Source organism: Streptomyces sp. NPDC127119 (assembly GCF_042677425.1).
Classification (GTDB): Bacteria; Actinomycetota; Actinomycetes; order Streptomycetales; family Streptomycetaceae; genus Streptomyces.
In genome coordinates this window covers 1-22,658 of the sequence record NZ_JBHXTO010000151.1, presented here as the reverse complement: position 1 = coordinate 22,658, position 22,658 = coordinate 1, and the positions used below count along the sequence as shown (strand labels likewise).

Annotated in this window: 14 protein-coding genes; 8 read left to right on the top strand and 6 right to left on the bottom strand. The window is 71.6% G+C overall.

Annotated elements, in window-relative coordinates; genetic code table 11:
- Positions 1-164 precede the first annotated feature (164 nt).
- Complete coding sequence (locus ACFVH5_RS37630; protein WP_385838192.1) at positions 165-2,174, bottom strand: phosphatase PAP2 family protein; 2,010 nt, start codon at positions 2,172-2,174, stop codon at positions 165-167.
- Between the two features lie 115 nt (positions 2,175-2,289).
- Positions 2,290-3,372 (bottom strand): N-acetylglucosamine kinase, encoded by a 1,083-nt coding sequence (locus ACFVH5_RS37625; RefSeq protein ID WP_385838191.1) that lies wholly within the window; start codon positions 3,370-3,372, stop codon positions 2,290-2,292.
- Positions 3,373-3,643: 271 nt separating this feature from the next.
- Here ACFVH5_RS37625 and ACFVH5_RS37620 point away from each other — a divergent pair, with 271 nt between their 5' ends.
- The 5 genes from ACFVH5_RS37620 (at position 3,644) to ACFVH5_RS37600 (ending at position 10,566) form a co-directional block, all read left to right on the top strand.
- Entirely contained in the window at positions 3,644-4,765 is a 1,122-nt protein-coding gene (locus ACFVH5_RS37620) for an ROK family protein (RefSeq protein ID WP_385838189.1), read from the top strand.
- Positions 4,766-5,139: 374 nt separating this feature from the next.
- Positions 5,140-6,471, top strand: a complete 1,332-nt coding sequence (locus ACFVH5_RS37615; RefSeq protein ID WP_385838188.1) for an ABC transporter substrate-binding protein — start codon at positions 5,140-5,142, stop codon at positions 6,469-6,471.
- A 277-nt stretch (positions 6,472-6,748) separates the two neighbouring features.
- Complete coding sequence (locus ACFVH5_RS37610) at positions 6,749-7,726, top strand: carbohydrate ABC transporter permease (RefSeq protein WP_385838187.1); 978 nt, start codon at positions 6,749-6,751, stop codon at positions 7,724-7,726.
- Between the two features lie 65 nt (positions 7,727-7,791).
- Positions 7,792-8,700 (top strand): carbohydrate ABC transporter permease, encoded by a 909-nt coding sequence (locus tag ACFVH5_RS37605; RefSeq protein WP_385838186.1) that lies wholly within the window; start codon positions 7,792-7,794, stop codon positions 8,698-8,700.
- A gap of 6 nt (positions 8,701-8,706) precedes the next feature.
- On the top strand, positions 8,707-10,566 hold the full coding sequence (locus tag ACFVH5_RS37600; RefSeq protein ID WP_385838185.1) for a hypothetical protein: 1,860 nt from the start codon (positions 8,707-8,709) through the stop codon (positions 10,564-10,566).
- Between the two features lie 134 nt (positions 10,567-10,700).
- Here the strand turns inward: ACFVH5_RS37600 and ACFVH5_RS37595 are convergent, their stop codons facing one another.
- Positions 10,701-12,056, bottom strand: coding sequence for an MFS transporter (locus ACFVH5_RS37595; RefSeq protein ID WP_385838183.1), 1,356 nt, complete (start codon positions 12,054-12,056; stop codon positions 10,701-10,703).
- 240 nt (positions 12,057-12,296) lie between these two features.
- Positions 12,297-12,962 carry a TetR/AcrR family transcriptional regulator gene (locus ACFVH5_RS37590; RefSeq protein ID WP_385838182.1) on the bottom strand — a complete coding sequence of 222 codons (666 nt, stop codon included), beginning with the start codon at positions 12,960-12,962 and terminating at the stop codon, positions 12,297-12,299.
- Between the two features lie 194 nt (positions 12,963-13,156).
- Between ACFVH5_RS37590 and ACFVH5_RS37585 the strand changes: the two genes are divergently transcribed.
- From ACFVH5_RS37585 to ACFVH5_RS37575, 3 genes are all read left to right on the top strand, one after another.
- A complete protein-coding gene (locus ACFVH5_RS37585; protein ID WP_385838193.1) occupies positions 13,157-14,035 on the top strand; it encodes a shikimate dehydrogenase in 879 nt (292 codons plus the stop codon).
- Between the two features lie 287 nt (positions 14,036-14,322).
- Positions 14,323-16,191: a bifunctional sugar phosphate isomerase/epimerase/4-hydroxyphenylpyruvate dioxygenase family protein gene (locus ACFVH5_RS37580; protein WP_385838181.1), complete on the top strand. Its 1,869-nt coding sequence runs from the start codon at positions 14,323-14,325 to the stop codon at positions 16,189-16,191.
- A gap of 130 nt (positions 16,192-16,321) precedes the next feature.
- Positions 16,322-17,884, top strand: coding sequence for an acetolactate synthase large subunit (locus tag ACFVH5_RS37575; RefSeq protein WP_385838180.1), 1,563 nt, complete (start codon positions 16,322-16,324; stop codon positions 17,882-17,884).
- 70 nt (positions 17,885-17,954) lie between these two features.
- Here the strand turns inward: ACFVH5_RS37575 and ACFVH5_RS37570 are convergent, their stop codons facing one another.
- Both ACFVH5_RS37570 and ACFVH5_RS37565 read right to left on the bottom strand, forming a co-directional pair.
- Positions 17,955-19,334, bottom strand: coding sequence for a hypothetical protein (locus ACFVH5_RS37570; RefSeq protein ID WP_385838179.1), 1,380 nt, complete (start codon positions 19,332-19,334; stop codon positions 17,955-17,957).
- A complete protein-coding gene (locus tag ACFVH5_RS37565) occupies positions 19,321-22,227 on the bottom strand; it encodes a peroxidase family protein (protein WP_385838178.1) in 2,907 nt (968 codons plus the stop codon). Before ACFVH5_RS37565 ends, ACFVH5_RS37570 begins: the two co-directional genes overlap by 14 nt.
- Between the last annotated feature and the right edge of the window lie 431 nt (positions 22,228-22,658).

Below are 22,658 nucleotides of genomic sequence, written 5' to 3'. Positions count from 1 at the left end.
CCGCGCCCCTTGAGGGGCAAAAGCTGGGGCGCCGCCCCGTTTTTGAGGGGCGCGGGGAACTGCGCGATCAGCCCCCACCCACCCGCAGACGAATCAGAGGCTTGAGGGGCCCCAAAGGGGCGCGGGGAACGGCGCGGCCTGCCCCCACCCGCCCGCAGTCGACGTCAAGAGATGCGGATCGACAGGCCCCGTGATGTGAACACCGTCTCCGCTCGGAGTCCGTCCATCACGACCTCTTCGAACCGCCCGCGCAGCGACCGCGTCTCGATCACGGGAAGGATCGTGCCCCGTCGCGGCCGGTAGGACCCGTCGAGGTGGACGACGAGCCGACCGCGGTCGAGCAGCACACGGCGGTCCACCGTGAGCGCCGCCCCGGACCCCGCGAGCGTCACCTCCAGCGTCGTACCGGACCCCTGCGCGTACGCACCCCGTACCCGCAGCGGCGAAGCCACCCGCAGGGTCCCGCCATCGACCCGTACGTCACCGCGTCCCAGCGCCGAGGCCGAGGCGGTCGCGAGGACGCCCGCCTCCAACACGGTGCCACCGGCGTACGCGTTGTCGCCGGCAAGGCACAACGTTCCGCTGCCGCGCTTGACGAGCCCACCGCGCCCGCCGATGTCGTTGCGCCAGGTGTCGGCGGCACCGAAACCCCCCGCGGCGGCGTCCAGCAGGACCTGCGTGTCGGAGTCGAAGGCCCCGTACCCGTCGGCGGCGGCGAAGAGGTTCAGCCGCCCCCACTTCTCGAAACCGTCCAGCAGGACGTATCCGGCGGGCAGCGCGGTCGTCCGCAGCACCTCGCGCCGCTGGGCCGCGGAGAGATACGGCAGCCGCGTCTCCAGCAGCACCTCGGCGCCCTTCGGCACGCTCATGCGGTCGTGCGCGTCGTGCGCGTTGTGCCCGTCGTGCGCGGCCCGTTTGGGCAGCACGTACGTCAACCGGGGCCCGACCGCGGCCCGGTTGGCGGCACGGTCCGCGTACGGATCGGTGTCCGGGCCCGCCGAATGCGCGTAGGCGTAAAGAGTGTCCGCGGTCGAACCGGTCCGCTCCTGGAAGTACGCCGCGGCCTGCGCCCGGGCCGCCGCCTTCAGGCCGGCGTTCGCGGGATCGGCGAGTGCCGCCGCTGCGAGGGCCGTCGCGAGGACCCGGCCGCCCACCACGTCGACGGTGGAGTGCATGCCCGACACGACGCGGGTGTGGGCGAGTTCGGAGGCGCGGGCCACCAACTCCTGGAACCGCTCCGGAACCGCGTACGCCAGGGACAGGGCCGCGAGGTAGAAGGCGTTCGTGTGGCCGCTGGTGAAGCCCCCGTCGTCGGCCGGGTCGGTGCCGCGCTGCCTCAGCAGCTGCGGGACGACCACGACGTCGGACTCGTAGACGGGGAAGCCCAGTGCGTCGGTCGCGCCCGTGGCGACGATCCGGCTGTCCTCGGTCATGCGCCACGGACGCGGGTACTGGTAGGCGAGCTTGGACGGGTTGCTCGACGCGAACGGGCCACGCACGGTGTCGACCAGTTCCGCCACCTTGCCGAGGTCCGAGGTGTGCGAACCGGCGCCCAGCGCGGAGCCCGCGGGCGCGTCGGCGGGGAGCGTGTCGTTGATCCGTCCCGCCGGAATGCCGTCCGGCGCCGAGGTGATACCGGTGACGGCCTTCGCCCCGCTCCGGTACAGGCCGGCGAGCGGGCCCAGGCCGGCGATCACCGCGTAACTCTGGTGCTGGCGGTCCTGGACGAAGGCGGTGCGCGCCTCGGCGTCGGTGCGGCGCCGGGTGACGCGGGCGCAGTAGCGCATGTTGGCGCGCAGGACCTCGGGCATCAGCGGGGTGCCGGTGTCCCAGGTCGCGCCCGTCTTCCAGATGCGCGCGAAGCCGTCGAGGATGTGCACGGCCGCGTTGGTCTCGGAGGTGAGGTTGCCGACGACGTTCGTGGTGTACGCGTCCACGAAGGCGGCGGACGTGTTCGTTGCGGCGGCGGCAACCGTGGCGGTTGGTGCCGTCGAGGCCGCCGCGGTGGCGGGCCGGGCCACGGCCGCGGGGGCCGCGATCAGTCCGGCCGAGACGCCCACGGAGCCCCGCAGGAACACACGCCGGTCGATACCGGTACCCGCATCGGTATGGGTACCGGTACCGGCATCGGTGTCGGCTCTGCCGCGAGGGGGACGGGGGTGCGCACCGGGCATGGAGGTGCCTCTCCTTCTGATCGCGTTGAAGTCCGCGCTGAAGTCCGTGTCGAAGGTCGTGCTGAAGTCATGACGGTCGGGATGGACTCGGCCGTGCCGGTCGGGCCGCCGCGCCTCACACCAGCGCCCGGGCCAGTGCCACGGCCCCCTCCACCGGCGGCACCCGCAGCGGCCTCGGCCGTGTCGACGGCAACGCCTCGGCGAGCGCGGCGGTGAACGCCTCGTACAGCACAGGGCGGCCCAGGACCGCCCCGCCCGCCACGACCACGTCGTCCACGGGGACTCCGCGTCCGGCGAGCAGGACGACGAGCCGCGCCAGCGACCGGCCGCCCTCGGCGATCACCGCGCGGGCGAGCGACGAGCCTTCCTCGGCCGCCGCGAACACACTGGGGGCATGGCGTCCCCACTCCGCGGAGACATCGGCCGCGCTCTCCAACGCCGCGCCCAGCGCGGGCACTTCGGGCACCCCGAACGCGGCGGTCAGCCGGTCCGCGAGGACGTCCGGCGGCTCACCGCGGTCGCGCGCCGCCCACACCGCCCGCGCGGCCTCCCGTACGAGACCCGCCGACCCGCCCTCGTCACCGAGCACCGCGCCCCAGCCGCCCACCTGGATCGCGGTGCCGTCGGGCAGCAGTCCCACCGCGACCGAGCCGGTGCCGGCGACGAGGCCGACGCCCTTGTCCAGTCCTGCCGCGGGGACGAGGAGTTCGGCGTCGCCGACCACACGGCAGGGCACGTGCAGGAGTGCTTGGAGAGCGGAGCGGATCTCCTCGCACTGGCGGGGTGTCTCGCAGGCGTGCCCGCCGACGGCCACCGCGGCCGGGCGGGTGCCCCGGGGCAGTACGTCGTCGATGAGGGCGGCCAGCCAGGCGGCGGCGGACACCGGATCGTGCGGTCTCCACCCCGTGCTGGCGCGCACATGATCGGCGACCGTGCCCGCCGCACCCGCACCCGCAGCCGCAGCAGCAACGGCAGCCTCAGCCGCAGCAGCCGCGACGGCAGCCACCGACTCAGCCGCGGAGCCGGCGACCGCGCCGGCGTCCGTGAGCGGATCCGGCCCGGAACCCAAGCCGGAGCCCAAGCCGGAGCCGGAGCCGGGGTCGGAGCCGGAACCGGCGCCACCCCCGGCCCCCGCGCGCACATGTGTCTTGGTGCCGCCCACGTCGATACCGACGGCGACGGGCGTGAAGTCCGGCACGGAGTCTCTTTCGTCGGAGCGCGACGCCGCGGTACGCGGTGCGCGCAGGCGAAGCGAACGGCGGGCGAACCGTGCCTGCGGATAGGGCCTAGGGAAGCCCCGGGACGGGCTTCGGGGGAGTGCGGCAGGCGAGTACCGCACGAGTTCGTTAGGAAGTTAACTAACGAAGTAGGGTGCGTCAAGGGTTGCGGAACCCATGCCGTACAACGGTTGCGACGAGGGCCGGACGGACCCGAGCGGCGGACCGCCGCGGCATGACCTGAGGGAGAGCATGAACCTGAGCGAGAGCGCCCGCGCGGTGTTCGCCGTACTGGCCGCGACGGGCACCGCCACCCGCCCCCAGCTGGCGGCCGGCGCGGGTCTGTCCAAACCGACCGTCTCCACCGCCGTGGCCGAACTCGAGGGCGCCGAGCTGGCCGCCTGTTCCGGCACCGCCTCCGGCGGCACCGGCCGTTCCGCCGCCGTCTACGGCCTGGGCCCGGCCGCGGGCGCCGTGCTCGCCGTCGATCTCGGTCCCACCCACACCCAGGTACGCGGCTGCGCCCTGGACGGCACCCTGCTCGCCCGGGGCACCGGACCGCGGGCGGACTCCGCCGGCACGGTCCGGGCGGTCCTCGGCGCCCTGCCCGCCGGAGCCCCGCTGCGCGCCGTCGTCGTCGCCGTCGGAGACGTCACCGCACGGGACCGGGACGGCACCGGGATGCGCCCCGCGACCGAGAAGGCGGGCCCCGCCTTCGACGCCATGGCGGTCGCGCTGCCGCCGGAGGTCCCCGTCCACCTGGAGAACAACGTCAACTGCGCCGCACTCGCCGAACTGCACCAGGGCGCCGCCCGCGGCCGTGACTCGTTCGGCTATCTGCGGATCGGTGTGGGGATCGGCCTCGGCATCGTCATCGGCGGCCGGGTGCTGCGCGGCGCGAACGGGGCCGCGGGCGAGCTGGCCCGGCTGCCCTACCCGTGGGACGACGGCCGTGAACCGCGCCGGGAGGCCCTGGAGGAGCGCATGGGTTCCCGTTCGCTCCTGCGCCGGGCCGCGGAGGCCTGGCGGGGCGCCGACGGCCCCTGCCCCCGTACCCCCGAGAAGCTCTTCGCCCTCGCCGAGGAGGGCCACTCCACCGCCCGTGCCGTGGTCGGCCGCCACGCCGCCGACATCGGCCGGCTGGCCGCCGCGGTGGTCGCGGTACTGGATCCGGGGCTGATGGTGCTGGGGGGCGCGATCGGCGCGTTTCCGCAGCTCCTGCCCGGTGTACGGGACGAACTGGCGCGGCTCAGCTGGCCCACCGAGGTGGTCAGCAGCATGGTCGGCGACAGCGGCACCGTGGCCGGTGCGAGCCGCCTCGCCGTGGCCCATGGAATCGAAACCGTGACCGGTGGGGTGCGAGTCAAGCATTGACGGGTCAGCCGCGGGTCTGCCAATGTCCGGACAAGCGCTTTCCATGGCCGGCGGGACCCGGCCCTGGGTGAGGCGTCCCGCCGTACACGACGTACGGCAGCCGTGCGAGGGCGCGCTCGTGCGGCTACGGCCTCCAAGGCCTGTCGTCACATTCCCTCCCCGAGCCGTCGGCCGGGAGGCGCCCCACCCGGGCGCCGCCCCGCCCGCTCTCCCGGCGGACCACGCGAATGTGACGGCGGACCCCGGCCGGGGACCCCCACTCGTCAGAGCGATGCGGCCGGGCGAGGCCGCACGCCGGAAGGCCTCACCCCAGGGACAAAGACCCGAGCCGCTCGACGGCCAGGGGATCCGTTACGCACATTCAGGAGGACCCGGTGGGTCACCAGATCTCGCGCAGAACCCTGTTCCGCTCCGCGAGCGGCATCGCAGTCGCCGGCGCGCTCGGCCCCTCGCTGAGCGCCTGCAGCGGAGGCACCGGCGCCGGCAGCACCAGCAGCGACCTGACCATGATCTGGTGGGGCAGCGACGACCGGCACGCGGCCTACAAGAAGGTGCTGGCCGCCTTCCAGAAGAAGAACCCGAAGATCAAGATCCGGCCGACCTACTCCGGCTACGACGGGTACTTCGACAAGTTCAACACCAACATCGCCGGCGGCAGCGCCCCCGACCTGCTGCAGATGGACACCGCGCTGGTCGCGCAGTACGCCCGCAAGGGTGTCCTCGCCCCGATCGACTCGTACGTCGGCAAGAGCCTGGACCTCACCGGGTTCTCCAAGACGCTCCTCGCCGCGGGCACCGTCGACGGCAAGCTCTACGGGGTGCCGTCCGGCATCGGCGTCAACCAGCTCACCGTCAACCGCACCGGCCTGGAGAAGCTCGGCCTGGAGCTGCCCGACCGCGAATGGACCTGGGCCGACCTGAAGAAGATCGGCACCGAGGTCCACAAGAAGAGCGGCGGCAAGATCTACGGCGTCGACGACGGCGGCGGCTCCACCCTCCAGTGCTTCGAGGTCTTCGCGCGGGAGAAGGGCGAGACCTTCTTCACCGAGGACGGCAAGAAGCTCGGCTTCACCGCGGACACCCTCCAGGAGTGGTGGGAGTTCTGGGCCGGGATGCGCAAGGCCAACGCCTCCCCGCCGCCCGCGATCACCTCCGCCGCGCACAACGACCTCACCAAGAACGCGGTCGTCATCGGCAAGGCGCTGTTCACCTTCGACTCCGGTGTGTACGGCGCGGGCGGCTCCATCACCGACGCGCAGCTCGACTTCCTGCCCACTCCGCAGGGCGACTTCTCCGGGGCCCGCGAGGGCAACTTCGTCAACGGCGGTGTGCTGCTGAGCGCGACGAAGGCCAGCAAGAAGGTCGCCGACTCGGTGAAGATCATGTCGTATTTCGCGCAGGACGAGACCGCGATCAAGGACATGCAGCTGCTGCGGGGGATTCCGCCGACGGAGAAGGCGCGGGGGCTGATCGCCTCGGGGCTGACCGAGACGGACAAGCTGAACATGGCCAACGCGGACTACATCGCGCAGCGGGTCGGGAAGGCGGGCGATGCGCTTGCGGCGCCCGCGCCTCCGCCGCAGGGGGCCGATCAGATCTGGGATCTGCTGTTCCAGTCGAACCTGGCGGTGGCCTTCGGGAAGAAGTCGATCAAGGCGCAGCTCGGGGCGTTCTTCGACCAGTCCGCGGGGATTCTTGGGGGCTGAGGGTTCGGTTCGGCTGGGGTTGTGTTCGGAGCTGCGGGCCGGTGGGGGCCGGTCGCGCAGTTCCCCGCGCCCCTGAAAGACTGCGCAGTTCCCCGCGCCCCTGAAGGCGCCCGTGGCCGCGCCGCTGAAGGCGTCGGTGGCCGGGGCGCTGAGAGTGCTGGTGCCCGCGCCCCCTGCCCGCGCCTCGAAGGCGCTGGAGCCGTGGCCGGCTTCGCAGGGGGCGGCTCAGCCTTCGCTGTACGAAAGCATGATGCGAGAGGGTCAGGGAGAGATGAGTATGACCGCCGCCAAGAGTGACGAGGTCGTCGGGGAGCAGGGTGCTTCCGTGGCCCCGTCCGACCAGCGGGAGCGTGACCGTATGCGCCGCCGGCTCGCCAGACGGCGGGGCGGGGGCTGGTGGCCGTACGCCTTCCTGGCTCCCTGGTTCATCGGCCTGTTCGGGCTGACGATCTATCCGATGCTGGCCTCGCTGTATCTGTCCTTCACCGACTTCGACCTGCTGACGCCCGCGCGGTGGGTCGGGGTGGACAACTACGACAAGATGTTCACCCAGGACCCGGTCTTCTGGGACTCGGTGCACGCCACCCTGCTGTACGTCGTCGTCTCGGTGCCGCTCAAACTGGCCCTCGCCCTCGGTGTGGCGATGCTGCTCAACCGCGACCTGCGGGGCATCGGTCTGTACCGCGCCGCCTTCTATCTGCCGTCCCTGCTCGGCGGCGCGGTGGCCATCGCCATCGTGTGGCGGCAGGTCTTCGGCGGCGACGGCCTCTTCAACGACTTCCTCGCCTGGTTCGGCATCGAGGGCCAGGACTGGATCTCCAGCCCCGACACCGCGATCTACACGCTGATCCTGCTGGCCGTCTGGCAGTTCGGCACCCCGATGGTCATCTTCCTCGCCGGCCTCAAGCAACTGCCGAAGGACGTGTACGAGGCCGCCGCGATCGACGGCGTCACACCCGTCACCCGGTTCTTCAGGATCACCCTGCCGCTGCTGACACCGATCGTCTTCTTCAACGTGGTCCTGCAGATCATCGACGCGTTCAAGACGTTCACCCCCGCCTTCGTCATCAGCAACGGCTCCGGCGGACCCCTCAACTCGACCATGCTGTACAGCCTCTACCTGTACAAGAAGGGCTTCACCGACCTCCAGATGGGATACGCCTCGGCGCTCGCCTGGGTGCTGTTCCTGGTCATCGCGGGGTTCACGGCGGTCAACTTCATCGCCAGCCGCTACTGGGTCCACTACGACGACTGACGTCCGACGACGACCGACGTCCGACCGACGCCGGACCGACGTCTGAGCGAGGAGCCTTCCATCCCATGTCCGCCATCACCCCGACCCGGCCCTCGAAGTCGCCGCCGCGGAACCCGAAGCCATCGCTGCGGAATCTGCGTTCGGCCACCGGATCGCGCCGCATCTTCATCCACACCGTGCTCATCGGCGTGGCGATCGTCATGCTCTATCCGCTGCTGTGGATGCTGAGCAGCTCGCTCAAGCCCGACACGGAGATCTTCACCCAGCCGGGGCTCGTCCCCGGTTCGCTGCGCCCCGAGAACTACTCCGAGGGCTGGAGCGGCTCCGGCAACTCCTTCTCCCTCTACATCACCAACTCGCTGATCGTCACGATCGGCGCGGTGATCGGGAACGTCGTCTCGTGCTCGCTGGCCGCCTACGCCTTCGCGCGCTTCGAGTTCCGCGGCAAGAAGATCTGGTTCGGCCTGATGCTCGGCACCCTGATGCTGCCCACCCAGGCCGTGCTGATCCCGCAGTACACGATCTTCTACAACCTGACCTGGATCAACACGTACCTGCCGCTGATCGTGCCGAAGTTCCTCGCGGTGGACGCCTTCTTCATCTTCCTCATGGTCCAGTTCATCCGGTCCATCCCGCGTGAGCTGGACCAGGCGGCCATGATGGACGGAGCCAACCCCTTCCAGATCTACTGGAAGATCATCCTGCCCCTGATGAAACCGGCCCTCGTCACCACCACGATCTTCACCTTCATCTGGACGTACGACGACTTCCTGCACCAGCTCGTCTACCTCCAGCAGAACGACAAGTTCACCGTCCCCCTCGGACTGACCCTGTTCCTGGACCAGACGAGCGGCTCGTCGTACGGCGCGATGTTCGCCATGTCGACGCTCGCCCTGCTGCCCACCCTCATCTGCTTCCTGATCTTCCAGAAGCGGCTCGTGGAAGGCCTGGCCACCTCCGGTATGAAGGGCTAGACGTACGTGCACCTCCTCCACCAGCGCGGCCCGCTGCACGACCTCGCGGACGAACCGGCCGCGTACGACGCCGTACTGACCGGTGTCACCGAGACGGCCCTGGCCCGGCTCACTCCCGAGGGCAACCTTGAGCACCCGGCCGCGGGCGAGGACATCGGCGACACCTCGCTCGGCATCACCTCCCTGCTCGCGCTCGCCTGGCAGCGCACCAAGGACCCGCGCCTGCCGGAGGCCGTGCGCCGCAGCCTCCGCTTCCATCTGCGCGAGCGCGTCTTCACCGAGGACAACCCCGGCTACCCGAACCTGACGGCACGCGACTCCGGTCTCCCGTACGCCCGTTACGTGCTGGAGCCCGGCGCGCATCCCATCGGGGACTGGCCGAGCACGGTGTGGGCGCTGCTCCAGGCCGTCAACGTCCTCGACACGTCCTCCGGCGGGCTTGTCGACGACGAGCAGTACCGCGAACTCCTGGGTGTTGCGGGCGGATACTGGCGCTGGCTGACCGAGGCCACGGTCTTCAACCCGCAGGACGCCGCGAACCAGGCCATCGGCTGTGTGGTCGGCGGGCTGATGCTCGCCCGCCATCTCCCGCCCGACGAGGGGGAGTCGGTCCGGCAGCGGGCCCTGCGGCTGTACCTCGACGAGATCCGGGCCCGGCGCGTACGGGACCGGGGGGCGGCGCTGCCTCCCGAGCACGGGGGCGCGTACGACAACAACTACGGGCCCATCTCCCTGTCCTTCCTCGCCCAGGCCCACCGGGTCAGCGGCGAGGAGGTCTTCGCCCAGGACGGCGACACACTCGCCCGTTACATCGACGCGCGGGTGTGCGGGAGCGGCTTCGACATCGGCGGGCCGCGCTACAGCGAGCAGCACTCCGCCTTCGAATCCGTGCTCGGGCTGCGGTACTTCGGGCGCCGTATCGGCGCGGACATCGGCCGTTACGCCGGCGACTCGCGCTGGGGCCGGCACGCGGTCGGGGCCGACGGAGGCGTCGACGGGCACTTCGCGTTCATGCTCGTCTGGCAGATCCAGGACACCCCGGGCTGGCACCGCGCCCCGAGCACGGCACCCGCCTGCCACCAACTGCGCTCCGGGACCGTCACGGTGTCGTTCGACGACCGGATGACCCCCTCGGTGATCGAGGCCGGCGGTACGGCACTCATCGCCGCCGCCGTCAACCGGCAGCACGGCTTCGGGCCCGTCATCGGCGTCGCCTCGGACGGCTTCCTGCTGTGCCGTCCGATGGGCGCGGTGCGGGTCGCGGACCATCGTGTCGGTGGGCTGGCCGCCAAACTCGTGACCAAGCCCGTCGTCGGGCGGGACCATGTGCTGCGCCACGTACGGTCGTTGTACGTCACCGACGGCACGCGGCTGTGGATGACCGTCATCGTCGAACGGCTCGGCGGGGAGCGGTATCTGCTCGCGGGGATGCCGTACGTCACCGCCGACGGCGACCGGTTCCGGCGGGTGGCCGACCTTCCGCTCGTCGCGGCGGTCGGGGAACTGCGGCTCACCCATCCGCAGCGGGGTGGTGCGGATTCCTTCGACGCGCGGAGCGAACTCACCCAGCAGCAGGCCGCGTTCGCTCTGGCCGCCGATCCTCGGGGGTACGGGAATCCTGATGCCGGGTGGCGGCATGTGCGGGTGACCAGTGCGCTGGAGGTGGGCGTCTCGGCTGACTCGCCCGAGGGGCTTGACGTGTTCGCCGTGCGGTACGGGGCTGTGGCTGCCGAGCCGTTGAGTGTGGTGTGTGAGCGCGTTGAGGGGGAGGGGGTCGTGGTGCGGGCGGGGGTGTTCACCGCTGTGCTCGGGGTGGCGGATGCGTTGGGGGAGCCGGGGCTCACGTTGGTCTCCGGGGGGAGCTGAGGGGGAGGGGGTGGGTGGGGGTGGCCGAGGGGTTTTCGCCCCCGCCGCCCCTACCCGTCCCGTCACTGACTCGGGGGCCAGCCCCCGAACCCCCGGTCCTCAGACGCCGGACGGGCTGAGAGTGCCCCCGGTCCTCAAACGCCGGACGGGCTCAGTACGTCCGGTGACTCCTGACGGATTCGCTCGCCCAGTTGGGCCGTGGGGAGTTTGTGGGTTTCTCGGGCCGTCAGTGCGGCTATCACCGGGGGGACGCACAGTGCGGCCGTGAACAGGGCCACCGACAGCCAGTCGTCGCCGTCCGGGCCCGCGATCTGCGCGGCGAACGTCACCGCGAAACCCGCTATCGCGAAGCCGATCTGCGTGCCGATGGCCATGCCCGACAAGCGGACCCGGGTGGAGAACATCTCTCCGTAGAAGGACGGCCAGACACCGTTCGCGGCGCTGTAGACGACACCGAAGGTGACGATGCCGAGGACCAGGACCAGCGGGTACGAGCCCGTGGAGATCGCCCACAGGTAGAGGAACATCAGTACGCCGCTGCCCGCGGCGCCGATCAGGAAGACCGGGCGGCGGCCGATGCGGTCGGACAGGGTGGCCCACAGCGGGATCGCGCCGAGCGCGACCAGGTTGGCCAGCGCGCTCACCCACAGCATCGACGTGCGGTCCATGCCGACCGCGTCACTGGTCGCGTAGGCCAGCGCCCACACCGTGAAGATCGTGCTGACCGAGGCGACCAGGGCCGCCGCGACCACCCGCAGGACGTCCGCCCAGTGCTCGCGCATCAGCACGGCGAGGGGCATCTTCGCGACGCCCTCGGTGGCGGCCTGCTGTGTGAAGGTCGGCGTCTCCTGGAGGGTGCGGCGGATCACGTAGCCCACGACGGCGACCGCGATGCTCATCCAGAACGGGATGCGCCAGCCCCAGGCGAGCAGCTGGTCCTCGGGCATCGCGGCGACCGGGATGAACACCAGCGTGGCGAGCAGCTGGCCGCCCTGGGTGCCGCTGAGCGTGAAGCTGGTGAAGAAGCCGCGTTTGTCCGGTGGCGCGTGTTCCAGGGACATGGAGTTGGCGCTGGCCTGCTCGCCCGCGGCCGAGATGCCCTGCAGGACCCGGCACAGGACCAGCAGTACCGGCGCCAGTGTGCCGACCTGGTCGCGCGTCGGCAGACAGCCGATGAGGAACGTCGACAGGCCCATCAGGATCAGCGTGAAGACCATGATCTTCTTGCGGCCGACCTTGTCGCCGAAGTGCCCGAGGAACAGGGCACCGACCGGGCGGGCCGCGTACGCGACCCCGAACGTGGCCAGCGACAGCAGGGTCGCCGTGGCCGGGTCGGACTCGTCGAAGAAGACCTCCGGGAAGATCAGCGCTGCCGCGCTCCCGTAGATGAAGAAGTCGTAGTACTCCAGCGCGCTGCCGATCCAGGCGGCTGTCGCGGCCTTCCTCGGCTGGCCCGGTGGCGCGTCGAGGGGTGCTGCGGGGACGGACACGGCGGTGCTCCTTCGGGGGAACTCCAACGTAGACGGAGTGAGCGGGAGGAGGGCGGTGAGCGGAGTGAGCGATGAGCGAAGCAGAGGGGAGAGGCGGCGGGGCCCTGGGGTGGTGGGACCGCCGTGCCGGGATGCTGCCCGGTTAATGAACCCACTAGATAGTTAGTAGTGGCTGGATACGGATGTTGCGCTCACGTTTCCCGGGTGTCAAGAGGTCGTGCCGAAGGATCTTGCCGATGCTCAGTCGGCCGTGCGGTCCGCCGTCAGATAGGCGATGACCATGTCGCCGAGCATGCTCCGGTAGTGCTCGCGCTGCGCGGGGTCGACCAGGTCGCGGCCGAACAGCGCGCCGAACGTGTGCCGGTTGGCGACCCGGAAGAAGCAGAACGAGCTGATCATCGCGTGCAGGTCCACGGCGTCGACGTCGGCCGTGAACAGGCCCGACTCCCGCCCCGACTCCAGGATGCGGCGGATCACGTCGAGCGCGGGCGAGCCGATCCTGCCGAGCTTCTCGGACCCGGCGATGTGCGCGGCTCCGTGGATGTTCTCGATGCTGACCAGGCGGATGAAGTCCGGGTGCGCCTCGTGGTGGTCGAAGGTCAGCTCCGCCAGCCGCCTGATGGCCGCGACCGGGTCCAGATGTTCGACGTCGAGCCCCTGCTCCGCCTCACGGATGACGCCGTACGACCGCTCCAGCACGGCGGTGAACAGCTGCTCCTTGCCGCCGAAGTAGTAATAGATCATCCGCTTCGTGGTCCGGGTGCGGGCGGCGATCTCGTCGACCCGCGCCCCGTCGTAGCCGGCCCGGGCGAACTCCCGGGTCGCCACGTCGAGGATCTCGGCCCTCGTGCGGGCGGCGTCACGGATGCGTCCGTTCGGCCTTGCCGGTTCTTCGACGCTGGTCATCGGGTTCCTTCGGGTTCTTTCCGGCTCTTTCGGGGTCTCTCGGGCGAGGGGCCGGTGCCCCGCGATTCTAGAAGCAGGCGGCGGCGCACGGCTCCGGGTGTCCGGCGCCCCTTTCCGTGGTCGCGGGATGCTGGTATAGCTAACGTACTGGTTCGTACATTAGTGAGCTGCTCGGGAGGTCCGTCGTGGTCGCCGTGGTCAAGGACTCGTATCTCGTCGGACTGATCGGCGCGGGCATCGGCCCGTCCCTCAGCCCGGCCCTGCACGAGCGGGAGGCCGACCGGCAGGGCCTGCGCTGTCTGTACCGGCTCATCGACATCGACGCGCTCGGTGTCGCGCCGGAGGCGGTGGGCGACCTGGTACGGGCCGCCCGCGACCTCGGTTTCGACGGGCTGAACATCACCCATCCCTGCAAGCAGCTCGTCATCGAGCACCTGGACGCGCTCTCCCCGCAGGCCGAGGCGCTCGGCGCGGTGAACACCGTCGTCTTCGCCGGCGGGCGCGCGATCGGGCACAACACGGATGTCACCGGGTTCGCGGCGAGCTTCGCGCGCGGGCTGCCCGACGCTCGGCTGGAGCGGGTGGTGCAGCTGGGCGCGGGAGGCGCGGGGGCCGCCGTCGCGCACGCCCTGCTGACGCTCGGGGCGGGGTCCGTCACCGTGGTGGACGCGCTGCCGGACCGGGCCGGGGCGCTGGCCGCGCAGCTGAACCGGCAGTTCGGGGCGGGACGGGTGGACGCCGGTGGTCCGGAGCGGCTGCCCGCGCTGCTCGCCGGGGCCGACGGCGTCGTGCATGCCACGCCCATGGGGATGGCCGCGCATCCCGGGCTGCCGTTCGCGGCGGAGTTGCTGCGGCCGGGGCTGTGGGTGGCCGAGGTGGTCTACCGGCCGCTGGAGACCGAGTTGCTGCGGGTCGCCCGGGGGGTGGGGTGTGCGGTGCTCGACGGCGGGGGGATGGCCGCCTTCCAGGCCGCGGACGCGTTTCGGTTGTTCACGGGCCGGGACGCGGACGCTTCGCGGATGTTGCTGGATATTTCCGAGCTGGCCGGAGCCGGGGCACTCCGGGCCCCGTAAGGGGCGCGGGGAACGGCGCGGCCCGCCCCCACGCGTCCGCGGACGAAAGCGGGACGGCGCCTGCCGTGGCGGCCCGTGCACCCGCTGCGGGTGCGTGGGGCCCCGTAAGGGGCGCGGGGAACGGCGCGGCCCACCCCCACGCGTCCGCGGGTGAAAGACGGACGGGATCTGCCCCGGCACGCCGTATGCCGTCTGCGGGTCCGTGGGGGCTGGGCGCGCAGTTCCCCGCGCCCCTTACGGGGCCCGGCCTCAGCCTTGTTGTGAACTGCGAGTGGAAAGGGATTGACGTGCGTACGTCCATCGCGACCGTTTGTCTCAGTGGGGCCCTGACCGAGAAGCTCACCGCTGCCGCTCGGGCCGGGTTCGACGGGGTCGAGGTCTTCGAGAACGACCTGTTGGCCAGCCCTCTCGCGCCGGAGGAGATTCGGGCGCGGTGTGCCGATCTCGGGCTGAGCATCGATCTCTATCAGCCGATGCGTGACATCGAGGCCGTCCCGCCGGACGAGTTCCGGCGCAATCTGCGCCGCGCCGAGCACAAGTTCCGGCTCATGGAGCGGCTCGGCGCCGACACCGTCCTGGTGTGTTCCAGCGTCTCGCCCCTCGCCGTCGACGACGACGCGCTCGCCGCCTTCCACCTCCGCAGGCTCGCCGAACTCGCCGAAAGCCACGGCATCCGCGTCGCCTACGAGGCCCTGGCGTGGGGCCGGCACGTCAGCACGTACGACCACGCCTGGCGCATCGTCGAAGCCGCCGACCACCCGGCGCTCGGCACCTGCCTCGACAGTTTCCACATCCTCGCCCGCACCTCCGATCCCAGGGATCTCGAAGGGATCGCGGAGATTCCCGGCGAGAAGATCTTCTTCCTTCAACTGGCCGACGCGCCTCTGATGGCCATGGACGTCCTGCAGTGGAGCCGCCACTACCGCTGCTTCCCCGGACAGGGCGGCTTCGACATCGCCGGGCTCCTCCGGCAGGTGATCAAGGCCGGATACCAGGGGCCGCTCTCCCTCGAAGTCTTCAACGACGTCTTCCGGCAGGCCGAGGCCGGGCCGACCGCCGTCGACGCGCAGCGCTCGCTGCTCGTGCTGCAGGAGAGCGTCGGCCTCACCGCGCCGCCCGCGCCCGTCGTGCCGACCGGCATCGCCTTCGCCGAACTGGTCAGCCCCGACGTCGAACCGATCTCGGAACTCCTCGAAGCACTCGGGTTCACCCGGACCGCCCGGCACCGCGGCAAACCGGTCGACCTGTGGCAGCAGGGCGAGGCCCGTGTGCTGCTCAACACCGGTCCGGGCGCCCGCCGCGACGGTACGCAACTCGCCGCCGTCGGGCTGGAATCACCGGACCCGGCGGGCGCGGCCAAGCGGGCCGAAGCGCTGCTCGCCCCCGTGCTGCCGCGCCGTCGCACCCCCGAGGACGTGCCTCTGGACGCCGTCGCCGCACCCGACGGCACGGAACTCTTCTTCTGCGCCACCGGCCGCCCCGGACTGCCCGACTGGACACGCGACTTCGTGCCCGCGGAGCCCGCACAGCCCGCACAGTCTGCGCAGTTCGCAGAGCCCGCAGAGCCCGCAGAGCCCGTTGAGCATGCTGTGGCCACCCCCGGTGGCCTCCACCGCATCGATCACCTCGCCCTCACCCAGCCCTGGCACCAGTTCGACGAGGCCGCGCTCTTCCATCGCAGCGTGCTGGGGCTCGGCGCCCTGGAGAGCGTGGACGTCGCCGATCCGTACGGGCTTCTGCGCAGCCGGGCCGTCACCAACGCCGACGGCAGCGTCCGTATCGCCCTCGGTGTCGGTCCGGCCCCGAGTGCCGACGACGCCGACCGCGCCCAGCACCTCGCGCTCGCCACCGACGACCTCGTGTCGGCGGCCCGCCGCTTCCGGGCCGCGGGCGGCCGGCTGCTGACCATCCCCGCCAACTACTACGACGACCTCGCGGCCAAGTACGAGTTCGACGAAGGTGAGTTGGAGACCTTCCGGGAACTCGGCATCCTCTACGACCGGGACGCGGACGGCGCCTTCCGGCACTGCTACACGGAGACGATCGGCCGGGTCTTCTTCGAACTGGTCCAGCGCGACGGTGGCTACCGCGGTTACGGCGCCCAGAACGCCCCGGTACGGCTGGCGGCACAGCACGTACGGAGGCCCGTGCGCTGAGCCGGGGCGGCCGGTCACGCGGCCCCGCAGCGGTCCGGATGTCCGGAATTCTGACTGACGCCCCGTTCCGAAGCTGGTGAGACTGGCAGGCGCACACCCTGACAGGCACGAGCAGCGGAGGCGGACCGTCATGCCGAACGGAGCGCAGACCCTCGTGGAAGGCCTCGTGGACGCGGGCGTCGAGGTGTGTTTCGCCAACCCCGGTACCTCCGAGATGCACTTCGTGGCCGCCCTGGACGAGGTGCCGGGCCTGCGCGGAGTGCTCTGCCTCTTCGAAGGCGTGGCCACGGGCGCGGCCGACGGCTACGGGCGCATGGCGGGCAAACCCGCCTCGACACTCCTGCACCTGGGCCCCGGACTCGCCAACGGCCTGGCCAATCTGCACAACGCCCGCCGCGCCGGCACCCCCGTCCTGAACGTCGTCGGCGACCACGCCCTGCACCACAAACGGCTCGACGCGCCCCTGGAGTCCGACATCGGGTCGCTCGCGCGTACCGTCTCGGGCTGGACCCGGCGTACGTATCGCGCCACCGACCTCGCGAGCGACGTGTCCGAGGCGGTCGCCGCCGCGTACGGGCCGCCCGGGTCGGTGGCGACCCTGCTGGTGCCCGCCGACGTGTCCTGGTCGGAGGCGGGCAAGTCCGGCCGGCCGCCCGTACGGACCGGGCCGCGCCCCGGAGCCGTGTCCGCGGCGGCCGTCGAGGAGGCGGCCGGGGCGCTGCGCTCCACCGGGCCCGCCGCGCTGCTCCTCGGCGGCGCGGCCACGCACGGGCGCGGGCTGCGCGCCGCCGCCCGGGTCGCCGCCGCCACCGGCGCCCGGCTGCTGTGCGAGACCTTCCCGGCCCGGCTGGAACGCGGCGCGGGACTGCCCGCGGTCGGCCGGCTCGCCTACCGGGAGGCGGACGCCGCCGCCCAACTGGCGGGCACACGCGTGCTGTTGCTCGCCGGAGCGGCCGAGCCGGTGACGTTCTTCGCGTATCCGGGGCAGAATGGCCGGATCGTCCCGGACGGGTGCCAGGTGCTGTCGGCGTCCCTCGGGACCGAGGACGTGACGGCCTCGCTCGAGGCGCTCGCGGAGCTGGTGAAGAGCGACGTGACCCCCATCCCGCAGGCGCCCCTGCGGCCCGAACGGCCCACCGGGGCCCTGACCGGCGAGAGCGCCGCCGCGGCGATCGGCGCGCTGCTCCCGGAACACGCGATCGTCGTCGACGAGGCGAACACCTCGGGTATCTGGCTGCCCGCCGCGACGGCGGGTGCCCCACCCCACGACTGGCTCAGCCTCACCGGCGGAGCCATCGGACAGGGGCTGCCCGCGGCCGTCGGCGCCGCGCTCGCCGCGCCCGACCGGCCCGTACTCGCCCTGGAGGCGGACGGCAGCGCCATGTACACGCTTCAGGCGCTGTGGACCATGGCCCGCGAGCAGCTCCACGTCACCGTCGTGCTTTTCGACAACCGCGCGTACTCGGTCCTCAATCTGGAGCTCCGGTCCGTCGGCGCGACCGCCGCGGGCCCCCGGGCCGGCGATCTCCTCGACCTGTCCCGTCCCGACCTGGACTTCGTGGCCCTGGCCCGCGGCATGGGCGTACCCGCCGAACGGGCCGTCACCGCCGAGCAGTTCGCCGTCCTGCTGGGCCGGGCCCTGGAAGAGCCCGGCCCCTGTCTCATCGACTGCGTCGTACCACCGCTGGCGTGACCTGACCTGACCTCCCTGACCTGCCTTGCCAAGACCCGTCCCTGGCCCCTGGCCCCGCGACGAAGGGGGTTCAGCCGTCCCAGACGCCGGAGTGCTCGCGGTGCGCCGGCGTCAGACCGTTCACGAAGAAGCGGTCGTAGTACTCCTCCTCGACGTGGTGCGCCTGCAGCCAGACCCCCGGCACATGGATCGCGTCCGTGTGCGCGGGGAACCGCCGGTGCGTCGCGATGACGTACTCGCACACGTCACGGGCGCAGTCCACGACCCGTGACTCGTACTCACTGGCCTCGGCGAGATAGCGCTGCCCGTAGTCCTCCTTGTAGATCCGGGTGAAGACCTCCTTGTCCGTGTACGTGCCGCCGGGCCCGAACTTGGCCTCGATGACCGCGTCCACGGCCGCCGACATCGACGGGTGCGCGGGCGGGCAGGCGGCCTCGATCAGGGGCTCGCCTTCCGGGGAGGTGAGACCCACCGGGTGCGAGCGCAGGTTCGCGTACTTCGGCAGCGGTACGTGCCAGCGCCACACGTCGGCGAGCCGCCAGCGCGGGGTGACGAAGGTGAAACCGAGCATCCGGCCGTACGCCTTCGAGAACTTCGGGTCGCCCAGGGCGATCTGCGGGTTGATCGAGGCGTGGATCCAGGCGCCCAGGCCCATCGCCTCGGCGGTGAGCATCAGGTTCTGCAGGAGCAGGTCCGCCTCGATCTGGGTGCGCATCGGGCCGAGCGCGCCCAGCGGCAGCTTCAGGTCGCCGTTCAGGAAGCCGTTGCGTACCCACTTCCGTACCCCGGCGGGGCGGTAGAGGTTGCGGTCGTCGACGAAGGTCGGGCGGGCCCCGTCCGGCTGCGTGAGCAGGTACATCAGCGCGTTGACGTACTGGTGGGACAGGTCGACCACCGGCAGGAACAGCGTGCTGCCGGGCAGGTTGGACAGGAACCGGTTCGAGTCGAGGTACGCCGGGAAGTCGCGCATCCCCTCGGCGACGTCGAGGCGGTGGTCCAGGATCCGCACCTTGGCCCGGTGGGCCCTCGCGACCAGCGTGGCGGCGTCGAAGGGCTCGTGCGGGGCGGGCTCCAGCTTGCGCAGGTAGTACGTGCCCGAGTCGTTGATCATGAAGAAGTGGGTGCCCTGCGCGTTGTCCGGGCTGCCCGCGGTCCGGCCCGCCATCGTGAGATTGGGCTTGGCCATGATGGGCTTGCCGTCCCGCGGATCGTCGAAGGGCCGGTCCGGCATGGTCAGCCCGCTGGCGCCGGTCAGCGCGATCAGCACCGCCTCCTCCAGCTCCGACAGGGGCTGCGGACTGTGCGTGGAGCGGTGGCTCATGGAACCGGCCGGCACCGACGCGCCGCGGCTGACCCGGTGGGTGCGGCGGCGCCACAGGGTCTCCAGAAGAGGCCGCGCCAGCAGATCGTCGAGCCCCGGGTGTCCGGAGCGGTGCTCAGCCCGGCTCACCGTTGCCTCCGGTGCCGGTGCCGGTGCCGTTGGCGTCGCCGTCGTCCGTCGGGCGGACCGCCCGCCAGGGCGCGAAGGCGCTCGCGTCGCGCGGCAGCAGAGCCGCCAGCTCCGGGCAGTGCCGCAGGACGACGGAGTCCATGCCGCCCTTCTCGACCCAGTCGATACCGAGCGGCGTGTAGACCTCGGGCCGGTAGTCGACGGTCAGGAAGCGGTCGCTCTGCAGACGCCGCGTCGCCATCAGGATGAAGATGCGGAAGGCCGTGTCGCTGAAGCCGAAGCCCGTCGGCGGGTTCTCCGCGAACAGGCCCACCACCGTGTCGATCTCGTCGACCGAGCGGTACACCTCCTTGAGCCGCGCCAGCGACTCGGTGCTCTGCGTCAGCTCCTCGAAGGAACGGATGCGCTGCTTGTGCAGACCCTCACGGAAGTCGTTGTAGCGCGGCACACCCCGCCGCCGGGTCCGTACGAGGTCCACCACCGACAGGTCGATGATCTCGCCGTCCCGCTCGAACCGCTGCAGCGCCTGCGGGTAGTTGTGCAGGGTGATCGCGCCGGGGTGGGCGATCCCGAACGAGTACAGCGCGTTCGCGAGCCCCGTCTTGCGGATCTGCGACTCGGCCGCGCCGCCCTGGATGTCCATGAACCCGACCGTCTCCAGCCGGTGCCCGAAGTGGTGCTCGCGCAGCTCGAAGTCGTCGGGGACCAGCGGATGCATCCGGTACACCGTGACGAAGTCCTCGGTCAGCGAGTACGGCGTCCCGTGGTGGTCCGGCATCGTCTGGGGGATGCCCTTGAGCGAGTGCGCCTCCAGCAGCCACAGCCCCAGCTGGTTCAGCCAATTCTTCGGCGGACCCTGCCAGTTGGTCTTCAGGCCGATGTCGATCGCCTTGGTGGCGAGGATCGCCGGGGTCCACTCCACCGTGTGAATCTTCGCGATGAGCGCGGACACCACCAGCCGGGCCGTGTGGTAGATCCGCTCCTCGCCCATCGACGGGTACTCGGCGCGCAGCGCGTCACAGACCGCGTTGTGCTCCCGCGCGAACAGGGTGTGCATCGCGCTGAGGCCCATCCACCAGCTCTCGTTGAACCCGGTGAGCGGAATGCCGTTCTGAGCCCCCGGCAAGTGGCCGTCCTCCAGGCGGAGTTTGGCGCCGCCGTCGGGCTCGCGCAGGAAACGGGCGGTCTCCTCGTCGCCGCCGTACACCTCGGAACCGTCCCACCAGTGCGAGGCCATGTTCCCGAACAGGATCGGCGGGCGGTTCCCCGACTGGGCCAGCCCCTCGTTGTCGGTGAACCGCATCACGTTCTCCGCCGACCCGCCCGGCGTGTTGTGCCAGGGGTCGCTGCCGGGCGGCAGCGGCACCTCTACGGACGGGCCGCCGGCCGGATACCTGCGATGGTTGACCCAGTCGTGCACCTGGAACTGGATCCAGGCCGCCGCCAGCACGTTCAGCGAGGTCGCGGGCAGGAAGCTGTCCCGCCGCAGGAGCTGACGGCTGACCGTGACCGGGTTGGGCGTGTCGAACTGGTCGGGCCGGTAGTCGGGCGTCAGATTCCGTCCGAAGGCCGCGCCCACGGCACCCATCCGCGGCTCGGACAGATCGTTGTACGACCCGTCGTACGAGCGCTCGGTACGCAGCCGTTCCTCGATGGGCCGCGGTACGGGCTGCGCCCTGGGCGGGGCCTCGCGCACCTCGGAGTCGATGAGGTTGAACCGGCGCAGCACCTTCCGCAGGAACACCAGGTTGAGCAGGCTCAGCTGCAACGGCAGCCGGTGCCAGGGCACATACCGGTTCAGCCGCGTCAGGACGGCGCCGACGGGCCGGCCGAGGATCCGGTTGCGCAGCGGCTCCTCGGTGACGAAACGCAGCCCGAGCCGGTGCGCGCCGCTCGCCTGGTACGCGGCCTTGCGGGCGCGGTTGAGATTGCCCAGGGGGCGGAAGTCGTCGGTGGTGTACCAGGGGTTGAACACCAGGTCCTCCACCCGCCGGGCCGCCGCCCGCGCCTCGGCCTCGTCCAGATCCTGGCCGGGTACGGTGAGCCGGGCCACCGGGATCGGCGGCGAGACCGCGTCCTTCCACTCCACCGAGGTGTTCTCGACCGGGGTGCGCAACTCGTCCACGTACCGCTGCACGCACAGCTCGAAGGAGACATCGGCCGAGGCGAGCCGACGGGCCAGCTCGTGGTGCAGGAAGTCGGGGTCGCGGCGGTCGGGCGGGGGAGCCGGCGGGGTTCCGGCGGCCGGGCGCAGCAGATAGCGCACCGGGCCCGCCTCGCCCCAGAGCATCGCGCCGCGGCTCCAATAAGTCTGCGTGGCAAGCGAGGTGACGGTCTGTCGGGTGGCCGCCTGCACATTGCGCCGCATACGGGTGGCGGTCTCGAACCCCACCGCGAGAGGGAGCTTCACCAGCAGCGCGAACGCCTTCCGGAGCGGGTTCCGGGCGCCTGCCATCGCCTTCGCGAAGGCCACGAACTCACGGGCGTCGCGGGCGTGCGACACGGGGTGGCTCGTGGCGAGCAGATCATGGCTCTCCTCGTCCGACACCCGAACGCGCAGGGCCGCGCCGCGCAGGTCGGGGGTGCCGTCGCCCTGGCGGATGCCGCTCGCGTTCGACAGCCGCAGGGTCACCGGGTAGTCGGCGCCGGGGCGGGCGAAGCCGACGCGGAGGGCGGCGGGGAGGTCGTCGTGGAAGCGGAGCCGGGCGTTCTCCACACCCAGGGGGGCCTTGGCGTGGATGGCGCGGGCGGTTCCGCCGCCGCCGGCCCGGCGGTTCTTCACCTGTACGTCCATCAGTTCCCGGGCCAGCCGATCGAAAACCAGCCGTTCCGCCTCGGGGCTTCCGCCTTCGTAGTGTTCGTACCGTTGATCGTACTGCCCGGTATCGGCCATCGGTCGTTTCCTTCGTACGGATGCGTACGGGACGGGGGCAGCACGCTACCGGCGGGGTGGGGTGGTCGGCAGGGGTGGTTCCCGCCGATGCGTGGTCCCTGGCGGTGGCCGTCGGTGCGCCGCATCGGCCCACGTCAGGGCCCCGCGGGCCCCCTGTGCCCCGCGCCCGCCCACCCCGAGAGACCCCGGCCCCACAACAGCCACAGCCGGTGGGGGTGGGGGTGGCCGGGGAGTGCCGCCCTGCGCCTGTGCCGGCGCGGGCGGGTGCGTTGGCCGTCTGCGGCCCGGTGGGGGCGGACCGCGCAGTTCCCCGCGCCCCTGAGGGGCGGGGCCGGCCGGCGTGTCGATCGTCTGCTGCCCGGTGGGGGCCGTTCGCGCAGTTCCCCGCGCCCCTCAAAAGCGGGGCTGCGCCCCAGCCTTTGCCCTGAAGG

Bases quoted from the DNA above. Each gene is read 5' to 3' on its own strand.
- ACFVH5_RS37630 (WP_385838192.1), bottom strand. From the start codon at position 2,174: ATGCCCGGTGCGCACCCCCGTCCCCCTCGCGGCAGAGCCGACACCGAT.
- ACFVH5_RS37620 (WP_385838189.1), top strand. From the start codon at position 3,644: ATGAACCTGAGCGAGAGCGCCCGCGCGGTGTTCGCCGTACTGGCCGCG.
- ACFVH5_RS37610 (WP_385838187.1), top strand. From the start codon at position 6,749: ATGACCGCCGCCAAGAGTGACGAGGTCGTCGGGGAGCAGGGTGCTTCC.
- ACFVH5_RS37605 (WP_385838186.1), top strand. From the start codon at position 7,792: ATGTCCGCCATCACCCCGACCCGGCCCTCGAAGTCGCCGCCGCGGAAC.
- ACFVH5_RS37590 (WP_385838182.1), bottom strand. From the start codon at position 12,962: ATGACCAGCGTCGAAGAACCGGCAAGGCCGAACGGACGCATCCGTGAC.
- ACFVH5_RS37575 (WP_385838180.1), top strand. From the start codon at position 16,322: ATGCCGAACGGAGCGCAGACCCTCGTGGAAGGCCTCGTGGACGCGGGC.
- ACFVH5_RS37565 (WP_385838178.1), bottom strand. From the start codon at position 22,227: ATGGCCGATACCGGGCAGTACGATCAACGGTACGAACACTACGAAGGC.